This window comes from Actinoplanes hulinensis (genome assembly GCF_019429605.1).
GTDB classification, from domain to species: Bacteria; Actinomycetota; Actinomycetes; order Mycobacteriales; family Micromonosporaceae; genus Actinoplanes; species Actinoplanes campanulatus.
Window position 1 is genome coordinate 164,893 of the sequence record NZ_JAHXZI010000016.1, and the last position, 13,248, is coordinate 178,140.

Below are 13,248 nucleotides of genomic sequence, written 5' to 3' on the forward strand. Positions count from 1 at the left end.
CTAGGCTAGCCGGTCGCGGCCTGGACCGGGGCCCGCCGCGAACGACATCGGCGACGACGTTAGCGGCCCGGAGCGAGAGACGGCAGTCCTGGTGACGAACCTGTGGATAACTCTGTGATCGTTTCCGGCCCTGTGGACGAACCCCGGGTCCGGCCGCACGCTGCCCTACGATATGGGCCGCGCATGACCGTGGAGGAACGACCGACGACGGAGAGGGGCGGCTCGTGAGCATCGATGTCGCGGTCCCGATGACCGAGTCCCTGGTCCGCCCCCGGCGGCGCGGGCTCGGCGCGAGCACGGAGCAGATCGTGATCACCCAGGTGGCGGTGGTTCTGCTGCTGACCGGGTTCGCCATCGGCGGGATCGCGATGGTGCCCGCGGTGGCCGCCTCGGCCGCCCTGCTGGCGCTGACCTGGCTGCGCCTGCGCGGCCGATGGGCATTCCAGTGGCTGGGTGTCCTGATCCGGTTCGCCGGGCGCCGGCGGAGCGCCCCGATCGACGGCACCACCGCGCTGCTGGGCTATGCGGCTCCGCGGGTCCGGCCGACGACGCTGGATCTACCGGGTGAGCAGGCGGCGGCGCTCGCCGACGACGCCGGCCTCACCGTCATGATCGAGCTCGGTGACCCGGCCGACGAGGCGTCACCCGTCCCGTCGTTCGCGACGGTGCTGCAGGCCACCGGGCGCGACGGCGCCGCTGGCAAGGACCAGCCGGGTGTCCGGGTTCAGCTCGTGCTGAGCGCCGTCTCGGCGCCGACCGCGGGGTCCGGCACCGGCCCACCACAGAGCTCGTACCGGACTCTTGCCGAGGGCAGCTCGCTCGGCCATCTCCGCGCGGTGCTCGCGCTGCGTGTCTCGCGGGCCGGCGGCTGGTCGGAGGAGGAGCTGCACCGCAGTCTGGCCGGCATCACCCGGCGGGTGACCCGCCGGCTCGGCGCGGCCCGGCCGCTGGGCGAGGTGGCGGCCCTCCGGGCGATCGCCGACCTGGCGAACACCGACGCCTCCGGCGGTCCCGGCCCCGCCCAGGAGAGCTGGGCCGGGCTGCGGCTCGGCGGGCTGCTCCAGGCGACGTTCCACTGCCGGCCGGCGGCCGGCCGCGATCTGCCCGGCGCGCTGATCACCCGCATCCTGCATCTGCCCGCCGCGGCGACGACGGTGGCTTTGACGGCGACCGCCCTGTTCGTCCGGCTCGCCGCTCCGGACGCCCCGAGTCTGGAGGCGGCGAGCCGGGCGCTGCGCACGCTGCTCGCCGCCGAGCGGATCCGGATCCGCCGGTGGGACGGCGCTCATCTGCCCGGTCTGGCCGCGACGCTGCCTCTCGGCGGTCCGGCGCCGGACGGGCCGGCCTTCGGTGTCCCGGAGGTGCCGATCAGCCCGGCCGGTCTGATGGTGGGGCGAAACCGGCACGGCGGCCCGGTGCTGGTCCGGCTGTTCCGGCCGGAGCCGACCCGGGCGCTGCTGGTGGGCGGGCTGGGCGGCGCGCAGATGCTCGCGTTCCGGGCCATGGCGACCGGCGCCCGGGTGCAGGTCCGGACGACCAGGCCGCACGACTGGGAGCCGTTCGCCCGGGGCGCGGCCGTGCCCGGCGAGTCGATCACGATTCTTCCTCCCGGCAGCCCGTTCGAGGCTCCGGCCGGGTCGGTGCGGCATCCGGTGCTCACCATCCTCGACACCGGCGCGACGACGGCCGGCCGGGAGCCGTCCCGGGAGGGGGGCTGGCAGACCACGCTGGTGTTCCGGGACGAATTCGGGACGGCGGACGTGCCACACGCCACCGAGGCCGACGTGGTGGTGCTCCAGCCGCTGCTCCCGGCCGAGGCGACGCTGCTCGGTGGGGCGCTCGGGCTCGGTGACACCACGCCGTACCTCACCCGGATGCGGGCCGACATGATCGCCGTGGTGAACCGGCGGGCGGTCCGATGGGCCACCCTGTCACAGACGCCGATCGAGCAGTCCCTGATCGGGCCACCGGCGCGAAATCAGCCCGTCGGGTGACACCCTCGCGGGCATAGATCTCGAAAAGATCCCGGGTTGTCGTTTCCACGAGTGGATCACACATGGCACCATCGCACGCCATGGGCATCCTCATTCGGCTGGTGATCACCGCCGTTTCGCTGTGGATCGCGACCCTGGTGATCGACGGCATCCAACTGACGGCCGATACCGCCACGAGCAAGGCGGGCACGCTGCTCGCCGTCGCCGTGATCTTCGGTCTGATCAACGCGATCCTGCGGCCGATCATCAAGACCATCGGCTGCGGGTTCTACGTCCTCACGCTCGGCCTGGTCGCGATTCTCGTCAACGGTCTGCTGCTCCTGCTCACCAGCTGGATCGCGGGCAAGCTGGAACTGGGCTTCCACGTCGACGGGGTGATCGCCGCGATCCTCGGCGCGCTGCTCGTCGGTGTCGTGAGCTGGGTCCTCAACATGCTGGTTCCGGACGGCGACGACTGAGCCCGGACGACCAGGCCGCGAGTGCCGGATTGGCCTCGTGACCTGGTTCATACGCAAGGACCGCCGAATCCCCCTGCCCTTACCGTGGGGGGATGAGCGACGAGCGGCGTGGATATCTGTACGGCCTCACGGCGTACACGATGTGGGGTTTCTTCCCCATCTACTTCAAGCTGCTCCGCCCGGCCCCGCCGCTGGAGATCCTCGCCCACCGGGTGCTGTGGTCGGTCGTCTTCGTGGCGCTGCTGCTCTCCGCGATGCGTAACTGGCGCTTCCTGTCCCGCCTGCTGCGCACGCCCCGCCTGCTCGGCGGGATCACCCTGGCCGCGATACTGCTCGCGGTCAACTGGGGCACCTACATCTACGGTGTGAACTCGTCCCGGGTCGTGGAGACGGCACTCGGCTACTTCATCACCCCGCTGCTGGTCGTCCTGCTCGGCGTCACCGTGCTGCGGGAGCGGCTCCGGGCCCTGCAATGGGTGGCCGTCGGGATCGGTGTGCTGGCGGTGGCCATCCTGACGCTGGACTATGGGCGGCTGCCGTACATCGCGCTCACCCTGGCCGTCTCGTTCGGCTGCTACGGCCTGATCAAGAAGCGCATGTCGCTACCGCCCGCGGAGGGCGCGTTCGTCGAGTCGGGCGTTCTGGCGCTGCCCGCGCTGGCGTACCTGACCTGGCTCAACCTGTCCGGGAGCGCGGACTTCGGGCACGTGTCGGTCACTCACACGGTGCTGATGATGCTCTCCGGAGTGGCCACCGCGGTCCCCCTGCTGTTGTTCGCCGCGGCGGCGAACCGGGTGCCGTTGGTCGGGCTCGGCATCCTCCAGTACGTGGCGCCGATCCTGCAGCTCGCCGTCGGCCTGCTGATCTACCACGAGCCGATGCCGGCGGCCCGGCTCGCCGGGTTCGGGCTGGTCTGGCTCGCGCTGATCGTCTTCACCGTGGACGGCATCCGCAGCGCCCGGACCGCGGCCCGCAACCGCGCGGCCGCCGCGGCCGAGCCAACCCTCGAAGCCCTGCCCGCCCGCTGACCCGCACAGCGAGAGACAGAGACCGCGAATCACCGAGGCGGCTCGTACGCCAGCATCACCTTGCCGTCGTACCGGACCAGTTCCAACCGTGCCAGGCTGCCCTGGGCGAAGTGCGTGGCCGCCGGCATCGAGAACTCCGCTCCCGGCTGCGCCAGCCACGACCCGAGCTGCTCGGTCTGCTCGTCCGGCCCGTACGCGATGAGCCGGAACGTATACGGCTTGGCCGTCTTGCTGTAGGAGCACTCCATCTCCACCCGGCTCCCGCTGGGCGTGCTGGTGATCCGGACCGTGGCGGTGATCGGCGTGACGTCGTCGACGGGCGTCATGGCGATGGCCGGCCCCGGTGGCGGCGTGTCGGCCGGTGAGTCCCGCAGTCCCCAGAACGCCAGCCCGCCTCCGATCATCAGCACGAGAACCAGCGCGACCGCGGTGCTGAGAAGTCGCCGGGGAAGGGCCCGCACTCGGGGTGCCGCCGGACGGGAGGGCGCCGACAGACCGGGGTCGAGGAGGCGCGCGAAGTCCTCCGCGTCGAGCCGGTCGAGCATGTCCGGCACCTGGGCAAGATCGGCCACCGCTTCCCGGCAGAACGAGCATGTCGCCAGGTGGCGCTCATACGCGGCCCGTTCAATCGGAGACAGCGCACCGAGGACATAGGCGGCGTCGTCGTGCCCGTCCTCGCATCGCATCCGTACCGCCTCCCACCGGGTCACTGTTCCCGGTTTGTGGTACGCGGTTTCGGGCGCGAAGGTTCAACGCAGCCTTAAACCCCCACCTCAAGCCGTGGCGGCCCGAATTCGGAGAGCTATCGCTCGTTCAGGCGGTTGCGGACTCCCCTCCGGACAGCGCTTCGGCCACGTTGCGGGCGGCGACGGTGAGCTTGGCCCGCACCACGCGGGCCGAGGTCAGCATCTCGGCGGCGGGCATGGAGCAGGCGAGGACGAGACGGCGCTCCATGTCCCGGTCGGCCACGACGACGACGGCGGCGGACGCGAGGCCCTGCCGGAACTGACCCATCTCGATCTGCATGCCGCGCCGCTCGCCGGCGGCCAGGTCGGCCTCCAGCGCCTCGGGTGTGGTGAGGGTCGCCGGGGTGAAGGCCCGCATCCCGTAGTCGCGCAGGTATCGCGACCGTTGGTCGGGGGTGAGCGTGGCGAGAAGGGCCTTGCCGAGCGCGGTGGCATGGCCGCCCTCGTCGAAGCCGGGGGCCACGTCGTCCATGAAGGGGGATCGGGCGCCCTCGGCCGACGCCGTGACGGCTATCCGCCCGCCCACGAACCGCCCGAGATAGTGGCTGTATCCACTGTCGACGGCCGCGCGGCGCAGCGCCTCACCGACCGCGGGCGGCCCACGGAAGGCGGAGACCAGCTCCCGATATCGATCAGCGATCTCGAGGCCGACGATGTAGGTGCCGTCCTCGCGCCGGATCACGTAGCCCTCGTAGGCCAGTGTCCGCACGAGGTGGTACGTCGTCGCGACGGTCAGCTCGCACCTGCGGGCTATCTGTTTCACGGTCAGCCCTCGTGGAGCTCGTCCCACCGACTCCAGCACGCGCAGGGCGCGCGAAACGCTCCGGATGAGATCTGACGGCTCCGCTAGGGGGTCACGCACAGCTACCTCCGAAACCAGGGACTTACACCATATGAAGAATCGTGCTTCTACGGAATGCCAAATGCGTGTGGATCACGATCGATCTTCACAGTGGGTGCGATCAATGGAACTGTCCGCATCCGGATAGCCCGGCCCGTCGAACCGCTTCCACCAGCAAAAAGCCGGCGCCGCAACGAAGCGGCGCCGGCTGGCAAGCGAAAACAGCGAAATATGGAGATCAGCCGGTACGGTCGGCGATGAAGTCGCAGAGCGACTCCATGGCCCGCTTCGGCGCCCCATCGGGCAGCGGAGCGAGCTGGGTCCGGGCCTCCTCGGCGTAACTGCGGACCGTCTCCCGCGCCCGCTTCATCGCCGCCGACTCCCGCAGCAGGGACAGCGCCTCGGCGTGCAGCGTGTCGTCGGTGATCGGGCCGGCCGCCAGCAGCTCACGCAGCCGGACCGCCGACGCGTCGGTGTCGTCACCGGCCAGTGCGTACAGCACGGGGAGGGTCGGGATGCCCTCACGCAGGTCGGTGCCGGGCGTCTTACCGGACTGGACGGACTCGCTGGCGATGTCGAGCAGGTCGTCGGAGAGCTGGAATGCGATCCCGATGGCGTGCCCGTACCCGGCGAGGGCCTCCACATGCTCCGGCCGCGCTCCGGAGAACAGCCCGCCGAACCGGGCCGCGGTGGCGATCAGGGACGCCGTCTTCTCGGTGATGACGAACAGGTGGTGCTCGATCGGGTCGGTGCCGCGCGGCCCCACCGTCTCGGCGATCTGCCCGTGCACCAGGCGGGCGAACGTCTGCGCCTGCAGGTGCACCGCCTCGGTGCCGAGGCTGGCCGCCAGATCCGCGGCCTGGGCGAAGAGGTAGTCACCGACCAGGATCGCCACCGAGTTGCCCCAGCGCGCGTTCGCGCTGGACGCGCCCCGGCGCACGGCCGCCTCGTCCATCACGTCGTCGTGGTACAGCGTCGCGAGGTGGGTCAGCTCCACCACGTTGGCCGCGGCCACGACCTCGGGCGACGCCGGGTCGCCGAACTGCGCCCCCAACGCGACCAGCAGCGGCCGGAACCGCTTGCCGCCGGCATCGGCCAGATGCCGGGCCGCCTCGGCCACCAACGGATCGGCGCTGGTCACGTGGACCCGCAGCGCCTCCTCCACAGCGGCCAAAGTCGCCGACACCGACTCGTCCATCGCGGGATCGACGTCGAGGCCCAGCGATGACAGCGCCGTTTCGCGCGGGGTCGGATCACCGGTGCTCACCACGCTTTCACGATGCCATACCGTCCATCCGGTTTCTGTCCCAGGGTGGCACGCGACAAGATCAAAAATCCGACAGCACGGGTACGGGCGACGCGGCGCCCCCGGTAGGCAGGCGATTGAAGTCGGTCACGACCCCCGGGAGCCACTTCCCGAGGGCCCAGCTCGCCGGTGGGCCGCATGTGGATCTCATCCGGGACGTGGGGCGGCTCCCCCCGTACCAGAATCCGTCCTGGATCTTTCAGGACGGCGTCGTGGGGCCGGAGAAAGAGCGAGAGCCCCGACCGCCGGCCGGGGCTCTCGCGTACTGATCATTTTCAGCGCACGAACTCGGACGCTTCCCGGGTGAGATCGATCAGCGGCGCGGGCACCACGCCCAGGGCCACCGTCACGATCACGCCGATCCCCAGCACCGCCGAGGTGAGGAAGCCCGGGATCGACACGGTCGGCGCCGACTCGCCCGGCTCGGACAGCCACATCAGCACGACCACCCGCAGGTACGGGAAGGCCAGCAGCATGCTGGTGATCACGCCGAAGATGACGAGCCAGGTCTGACCGCCCTCGACGGCCGCCCCGAAGACCGCGAACTTGCTGGTGAAGCCGCTGGTCAGCGGAATGCCCGCGAAGGTGAGCAGGATGAAGGTGAAGACACCGGCCAGCAACGGGCTCTTCCGGCCGATGCCGGCCCACCGGGACAGGTGGGTGGCCTCGCCGTCCGCGTCGCGCACCAGGCTGATGATCGCGAACGCCGCGAGCACCGAGAAGCCGTACGCCACCAGGTAGAACATCGTGCCGCTGAGGCCCTCCTCGTTGAGCGCGAGCACACCCACCATCAGGTAGCCGGCGTTCGCGATCGACGAGTAGGCCAGCAGGCGCTTGAGGTCGGTCTGGGTGACCGCCAGGATCGCGCCGATGAACATGGTGAGCACCGCGATCGTCCCGAGGATCGGCTGGAAGCTCCAGCGCACCCCCTCGAACGCCACGTAGAGGATCCGCAGCAGGGCCCCGAACGCGGCGACCTTGGTGCAGGCCGCCATGAACGCGGTGACCGGTGTGGGCGCGCCCTGGTAGACGTCCGGCGTCCAGACATGGAACGGGGCCAGCGCCGCCTTGAAGAGCAGGCCGATCGCGACCATCGCCAGGCCCACGTAGAGCAGCACCTCGCTGCGCTGCGGGTTGGCGACCGCCTCGTGCACCACGTCGAGCTGGATCCCGCCCGCGTAGCCGTAGACGAAGGCCACGCCGAACAGGAAGAACGCCGAGGCGTACGAGCCGAGCAGGAAGTACTTGAGCGCCGCCTCCTGGCTGAGCAGGCGCCGCCGCCGGGCGAGCGCGCACAGCAGGTAGAGCGGCAGCGAGAAGACCTCCAGCGCCACGAACATGGTGAGCAGGTCGTTCGCCGCGACGAACAGGAGCATGCCGCCGAGCGCGAAGACGGTGAGCGGGTACACCTCGGTGGCGCCGGGGCGGCCACCGGCCTGCTGGAGGTCCTTCTGCGAGCCGACGGTGACCGCGGCCTGCGAGACGAACGCTCCGCCCTTCTCGATCGAGCGCTCACCGATCAGCATCAGCGACACCCCGCCGAGCACCAGGATCGAGCCCTGGAGGAACAGGGTCGGCCCGTCGACGGCGACCGCGCCGCCGATGGTGACGGTCCGGGTGCCGCGCTGCCACACCACCGCGGCCAGGGCCGCGACCACGGCGAGAAGAGCAAGACCCAGCTGTACGGCGTTGCGCGCCCGCTGCGGGATCACCACCTCGGCGACGACGCCGAGGCAGGCCGCCCCGAAGAGGATCAGCATGGGCAGCAGTGCCCCGTAGTCGATCGGGGGCAGTTGTAGGGATTCCATGGTCAGCCGCCCACCTTTCCGCCGGCCTCCACCGCGGGGACCGGGTCATTCGCGCCGACGTCCTGCATCGTCGCCTGCACCGCGGGGTTGATCACGTCGGTGACCGGCTTCGGGTAGAAGCCGAGCACCAGCAGGAGCAGGATCAGCGGCGCCACGACCGCCTTCTCCCGCAGGGTGAGGTCCTTCGACATGGCCGGCACCTCGGTGAGCGCCGGGTTGAGCGTGCCCTGGGTGGTCCGCTGGATCATCCACAGCACGTACGCCGCGGCCAGCACGATCCCGAGGGTCGCCACCACGGCGTACCCCTTGTGGGTGCTGAACGTGCCGATCAGCACCAGGAACTCACTGACGAACGGGGCCGTGCCGGGCAGCGCCAGCGACGCCAGACCGGCGAAGAACAGCACCCCGGCCAGCACCGGCACCAGCTTCCCGGCCCCACCGAAGTCGCTGACCAGCGCCGAGCCGCGCCGGGCCACGAACATGCCGACCACGATGAACAGCAGGCCGGTGGCCAGACCGTGGTTGACCATGTAGAGCACCGCGCCGGTCCCGGCCTGCGTGGTGAAGGCGAAGATGCCGATGCCGATGAAGCCGAAGTGGGCGATCGACGTGTACGACACGAGCCGCTTCAGGTCGTTCTGCCCGACCGCGAGCAGCGCCGCGTAGATGATGCCGATCACCGCGAGGACCATGGCGGCCGGTGCGAACCAGCGCGACGCCTCCGGGAAGAGCGAGAGGCAGTAGCGCAGGATGCCGAACGTACCGACCTTGTCCATCACGCCGACCAGCAGCGCCGCGGCGCCGGCCGGGGCGGCCCCACCGGAGTCCGGCAGCCAGGTGTGGAACGGGAAGAACGGCGCCTTGATCGCGAACGCCACGAAGAAGCCGAGGAACAGCCACCGCGCGGTGTTCTGGTCGATCTGGGCGGTGCCCTTCACCAGCTCGGCGAAGTCGAACGTGTGCCCGCCGAGCGCCCACAGCCCGATCACCGAGGCCAGCATGAAGAGGCCGCCGACCAGGCTGTAGAGGAAGAACTTGACGGCCGCGTACTGCTTCTGGCCACTGCCGAACGAGCCGATGATGAAGTACATCGGGATCAGCATGATCTCGAAGAACACGTAGAACAGGAACACGTCCGCCGCGGCGAACACCCCGATCATGGTGAACTCGAAGGCCAGCAACAGCGCGAAGTAGGCCGGCGCCGACCGGGTGCTCTGGTCGACGTCGTGCCAGCTCGCCAGGATCACGACCGGGAACAGGATCGCGATCAGCAACAGCATGACGAGCGCGATGCCGTCGGCCGCGAAGGTGAGCCGGGCGTCCCAGGACGGGATCCAGGCGTACGACTCACGGAACTGGAACCGGTCGCCGCCGATCGTGAACGCGCCCCACATGACGGCGCTCAGCACCAGGACGGCCAGCGACCAGCCCAGCGCCACGATCTTGGCGAGCTCCGCTTTCGTACGCGGAATGAAGGCCACCACCGCCGCGCCCACCAGTGGCAGGAACGTCAGGATGGACAGGAACGGGAAATCTTTCACGCCAACCACCCCAGCTGGATCGCGAGGAAGGCGCCGACCACCAGCATCGCGCCGGTGAGCATGGACAGCGCGTACGAACGAACGAATCCGGTCTGGAGCCGGCGCAGCCTGCCGGACCCACCGCCGACCGCGGCCGCGAGGCCGTTGACCAGGCCGTCGATGCCCTTGCCGTCGAGGTAGACGAGCGCCCGGGTGAGGTAGATGCCGGGCCGCTCGAAGACCGCCTCGTTGAACGCGTCCGTGTAGAGGTTGCGCCGCGCCGCGGTGACCAGGACCCCGGCCGGCTGCGGTTCGAGGGCCGTGCCCCGGCGGAAGAGCGCCCAGGCCAGGCCCGCCCCGATGATCGTGACGACCAGCGACAGTGCGGTGATCACGGTGTGCGAGAGGACGCCGTGCGCCTCCGCACCGTGCTCGCCGAAGACCGGGTTCAGCCAGTCCGGCACGCTGGTGCTCATCAGGAAACCGGCGCCGACCGAGCCGATCGCCAGCAGGATCAGCGGGATCGTCATGATCGCCGGCGACTCGTGCGGGTGCTGGTTGTCCTCGGTCCAGCGGGCCGGGCCGTGGAAGGTCAGCACGAAGAGCCGGGTCATGTAGAACGCGGTCAGGCCGGCGCCGATCAGCGCGGCCATCCCGAAGACCCAGGCCTCCCAGACGACCTCACGCTCGAAGGCGGCCGCGATGATCGGCTCCTTGGAGAAGTAGCCGGACAGCGGCGGGATGCCGATGATCGCGAGCCAGCCGGTGCCGAAGGTCAGCCAGGTGATCTTCATGTGCTTCGCCAGGCCACCGAACCGCCGGATGTCGACCTGGTCGTGCATCCCGTGCATGACCGAGCCGGCGCCGAGGAACATGTTGGCCTTGAAGAAGCCGTGCGCCAGCAGGTGCACGATGGCCAGCGCGTACGCCCCGCCGCCGAGCCCGACGCCGAGGAACATGTAGCCGATCTGGCTGACCGTCGACCAGGCCAGGACGCGTTTGATGTCGTCCTTGGCCGCACCGATGACACAGCCGATCAGCAGGGTCAGCGCGCCGACGCTCACCACGACCAACTGGAGCGTGGTGTTCGCCGAGAAGATCGGGTTGGACCGGGCGATCAGGTAGACGCCGGCGGTGACCATGGTCGCCGCGTGGATGAGCGCGGAGACCGGGGTCGGGCCCTCCATCGCGTCCGGGAGCCAGGCCTGCAACGGGAACTGGCCGGACTTGCCGCAGGCGCCCAGCAGCAGCAAAATTCCCATGACCAGGATGGTTCCGGCGGCCAGCGAGTCGACACCGTTGAAGACGTCCTCGTACTGGGTGCTGCCCAGCTCGGTGAACATCAGGAAGATGCCGATCGCCAGGCCGGCGTCGCCGACCCGGTTCATCAGGAACGCCTTCTTGCCGGCGGTGGCCGCCGACGGCCGGGTGTACCAGAACGAGATCAGCAGGTAGGACGCCAGACCGACGCCCTCCCAGCCGAAGTACAGCATCACGTAGTTGTTGCCCAGGACCAGCAGCAACATCGCCGAGACGAAGAGGTTGAAGTAGGCGAAGAACTTCCGCCGGCCGGGGTCGTGCTCCATGTACCCGACCGCGTACAGGTGGATCAGCGAGCCGACACCGGTGATCAGCAGGACGAAGACGCCGGCCAGCGGATCGAAGAGCAGGCCGAAGTCGACGTTCAGCCGGCCGACCACGATGAAGTCCCAGAGGCTGAGCTCAGCCGACCTCTGCGAGGCCTCCAGCCCGGACAGACTCACAAAGAAGATAAGCCCGAGTACGAACGAGGCCGCCACCGAGGCGACGCCGAGCCAATGGCCCCATTTGTCGGCCCGCTTGCCGAGCAGCAGCAGGATCGCCGCGCTGGCCAGCGGGATCGCCACGAGCAACCAGATGTTGCTCAGCACTCCCGTCGCCGGGGCGTAAGTGATTTCCACGTCAGGCCCCTCAGTACTTCAGGAGGTTCGCGTCGTCGACGCTCGCCGAGCGTCGCGTACGGAAGATCGACATGATGATGGCGAGGCCCACCACGACCTCGGCGGCCGCGACGACCATCACGAAGAACGACATGATCTGGCCGTCCAGGTTGCCGTTGATCCGGCTGAAGGTGACCAGGGCAAGGTTCGCCGCGTTCAGCATCAACTCGATGCACATGAACAGGACGATCGCGTTCCTTCGGACGAGCACCCCGGCAGCGCCGATGGTGAAGAGAATCGCCGACAGGACCAAGTAATAGTCAGGTGTCACTTCTCGGTTCCCTTCGGCGCGACCTCACTCGGGGTCAGCTCGCGGATCGGGAGGATCGGCGAGATGCTCCGCTCGGCTCCGTTACCGTCCGGCAGACGACCCGGCGCGGCCACCGACATGGTGTTCGCGTAGACGCCGGGGCCGGGCTTCGGACCCGGGTAGTTGCCCGGCCGGAACCGCTCCTTCATGAGCGTCAGCTGGTCCCGCTTGTCCTCCTTGGCCTTCTCGACGTGCGCCAGGATCATGGCGCCGACCGCGGCGGTGATCAGCAGCGCCGAGGTGACCTCGAAGCCGAAGACGTAGCGGGTGAACAGGAGCTCGGCGAGGGCCTCGACGTTGCCGTTCTGGTTGGCCGCGTCCAGGCCGACCGACGGGGTGTCGCCGAGCGCGCGGGCCAGACCGGTGCCGATCAGGGCGGCGAAACCGACGCCCAGCACGATCGCGGCGACCCGCTGGCCGCGCAACGTCTCGATCAGCGAGTCCGACGCGTCCCGGCCGACCAGCATCAGCACGAACAGGAACAGCATCATGATCGCGCCGGTGTAGACGATGATCTGGACGAAGCCCAGGAACGGCGCCGAGTTGATCACATAGAAGAACCCGAGGTTCAGCATCGTGACGACCAGCCAGAGCGCGGAGTGCACCGCGTTGCGGGCCAGCACCATGCCGAGCGCGCCGACCACCGCGAGCGAGCCGAGGATCCAGAAGGCGATCTGCTCCCCGGTGGACACCTCGATCATTCGGTGCCCCCCTGCGAGGTCGGGGCCTTCTCGGCGCCGACCGACGTACCGGGGTTGGTGAGCGCCCCGATGTAGTAGTCCTTGTCGGTCTCGCCCAGGCGCATCGGGTGCGGCGGCTGCTCCATGCCGGGCAGCAGCGGGGCCAGCAGTTCCTTCTTCGTGAAGATCAGGTCCTGCCGGTTGTCGCGGGCCAGCTCGTACTCGTTGCTCATGGTCAGCGAGCGGGTCGGGCAAGCCTCGATGCAGAGCCCGCAGAAGATGCAGCGCGCGTAGTTGATCTGGTAGATCTTCGCGTACCGCTCACCCGGCGAGAACCGCTGCTCGTCGGTGTTGTCGCCGCCCTCGACGTAGATCGCGTCGGCCGGGCAGGCCCAGGCGCACAGCTCGCAGCCGATGCACTTCTCCAGGCCGTCCGGGTGCCGGTTGAGAATGTGCCGCCCGTGGTAGCGCGGCGCCGGCTTCGGCGGGGAGAACGGGTAGTCGGTGGTGATCACCTTGCGGAACATGTGCGCGAAGGTCACGCCGAACCCTTTGAAGGAGCCGGTAAACGTGCCCAC

At 69.5% G+C, this 13,248-nt stretch carries 12 protein-coding genes; 3 read left to right on the plus strand and 9 right to left on the minus strand.

The annotated features are described in order from the left end of the window. Positions 1 to 224 precede the first annotated feature (224 nt). The 3 genes from KZ829_RS28695 to rarD all read left to right on the plus strand — a co-directional run bounded on the left by KZ829_RS28695 (position 225) and on the right by rarD (position 3,480). Positions 225 to 1,994 carry a type VII secretion protein EccE gene (locus tag KZ829_RS28695; RefSeq protein ID WP_220147029.1) on the plus strand — a complete coding sequence of 590 codons (1,770 nt, stop codon included), beginning with the start codon at positions 225 to 227 and terminating at the stop codon, positions 1,992 to 1,994. Positions 1,995 to 2,074: 80 nt separating this feature from the next. Then, positions 2,075 to 2,452, plus strand: coding sequence for a phage holin family protein (locus KZ829_RS28700; protein ID WP_188120707.1), 378 nt, complete (start codon positions 2,075 to 2,077; stop codon positions 2,450 to 2,452). Between the two features lie 92 nt (positions 2,453 to 2,544). Continuing rightward, entirely contained in the window at positions 2,545 to 3,480 is a 936-nt protein-coding gene (gene rarD / locus KZ829_RS28705; protein WP_220147030.1) for an EamA family transporter RarD, read from the plus strand. Positions 3,481 to 3,509: 29 nt separating this feature from the next. On the opposite strand, the gene KZ829_RS28710 is transcribed toward rarD, so the two are convergent. The 9 genes from KZ829_RS28710 to nuoI all read right to left on the minus strand — a co-directional run bounded on the left by KZ829_RS28710 (position 3,510) and on the right by nuoI (position 13,248). Beyond that, positions 3,510 to 4,166, minus strand: a complete 657-nt coding sequence (locus KZ829_RS28710) for an anti-sigma factor family protein (RefSeq protein WP_220147031.1) — start codon at positions 4,164 to 4,166, stop codon at positions 3,510 to 3,512. A 127-nt stretch (positions 4,167 to 4,293) separates the two neighbouring features. Beyond that, on the minus strand, positions 4,294 to 5,088 hold the full coding sequence (locus KZ829_RS28715; protein WP_220147032.1) for an IclR family transcriptional regulator: 795 nt from the start codon (positions 5,086 to 5,088) through the stop codon (positions 4,294 to 4,296). A 217-nt stretch (positions 5,089 to 5,305) separates the two neighbouring features. Beyond that, positions 5,306 to 6,265 carry a polyprenyl synthetase family protein gene (locus tag KZ829_RS28720; protein ID WP_183226004.1) on the minus strand — a complete coding sequence of 320 codons (960 nt, stop codon included), beginning with the start codon at positions 6,263 to 6,265 and terminating at the stop codon, positions 5,306 to 5,308. 383 nt (positions 6,266 to 6,648) lie between these two features. Beyond that, entirely contained in the window at positions 6,649 to 8,181 is a 1,533-nt protein-coding gene (gene nuoN / locus KZ829_RS28725) for an NADH-quinone oxidoreductase subunit NuoN (RefSeq protein ID WP_220147033.1), read from the minus strand. A 2-nt stretch (positions 8,182 to 8,183) separates the two neighbouring features. Further along, complete coding sequence (locus KZ829_RS28730) at positions 8,184 to 9,722, minus strand: NADH-quinone oxidoreductase subunit M (RefSeq protein ID WP_220147034.1); 1,539 nt, start codon at positions 9,720 to 9,722, stop codon at positions 8,184 to 8,186. Continuing rightward, positions 9,719 to 11,641 carry an NADH-quinone oxidoreductase subunit L gene (nuoL, locus tag KZ829_RS28735; protein ID WP_220147035.1) on the minus strand — a complete coding sequence of 641 codons (1,923 nt, stop codon included), beginning with the start codon at positions 11,639 to 11,641 and terminating at the stop codon, positions 9,719 to 9,721. The genes KZ829_RS28730 and nuoL overlap by 4 nt, the downstream gene beginning before the upstream one ends. A gap of 10 nt (positions 11,642 to 11,651) precedes the next feature. Next, positions 11,652 to 11,951, minus strand: coding sequence for an NADH-quinone oxidoreductase subunit NuoK (gene nuoK, locus KZ829_RS28740; protein ID WP_220147036.1), 300 nt, complete (start codon positions 11,949 to 11,951; stop codon positions 11,652 to 11,654). Further along, positions 11,948 to 12,691, minus strand: a complete 744-nt coding sequence (locus tag KZ829_RS28745) for an NADH-quinone oxidoreductase subunit J (protein ID WP_220147037.1) — start codon at positions 12,689 to 12,691, stop codon at positions 11,948 to 11,950. Before KZ829_RS28745 ends, nuoK begins: the two co-directional genes overlap by 4 nt. Next, positions 12,688 to 13,248, minus strand: coding sequence for an NADH-quinone oxidoreductase subunit NuoI (nuoI, locus tag KZ829_RS28750; protein WP_220147038.1), 561 nt, complete (start codon positions 13,246 to 13,248; stop codon positions 12,688 to 12,690). The genes KZ829_RS28745 and nuoI overlap by 4 nt, the downstream gene beginning before the upstream one ends.

Bases quoted from the DNA above. Each gene is read 5' to 3' on its own strand.
- KZ829_RS28700 (WP_188120707.1), top strand. From the start codon at position 2,075: ATGGGCATCCTCATTCGGCTGGTGATCACCGCCGTTTCGCTGTGGATC.
- rarD (WP_220147030.1), top strand. From the start codon at position 2,545: ATGAGCGACGAGCGGCGTGGATATCTGTACGGCCTCACGGCGTACACG.
- KZ829_RS28710 (WP_220147031.1), bottom strand. From the start codon at position 4,166: ATGCGATGCGAGGACGGGCACGACGACGCCGCCTATGTCCTCGGTGCG.
- KZ829_RS28720 (WP_183226004.1), bottom strand. From the start codon at position 6,265: ATGGACGAGTCGGTGTCGGCGACTTTGGCCGCTGTGGAGGAGGCGCTG.
- nuoN (WP_220147033.1), bottom strand. From the start codon at position 8,181: ATGGAATCCCTACAACTGCCCCCGATCGACTACGGGGCACTGCTGCCC.
- KZ829_RS28745 (WP_220147037.1), bottom strand. From the start codon at position 12,691: ATGATCGAGGTGTCCACCGGGGAGCAGATCGCCTTCTGGATCCTCGGC.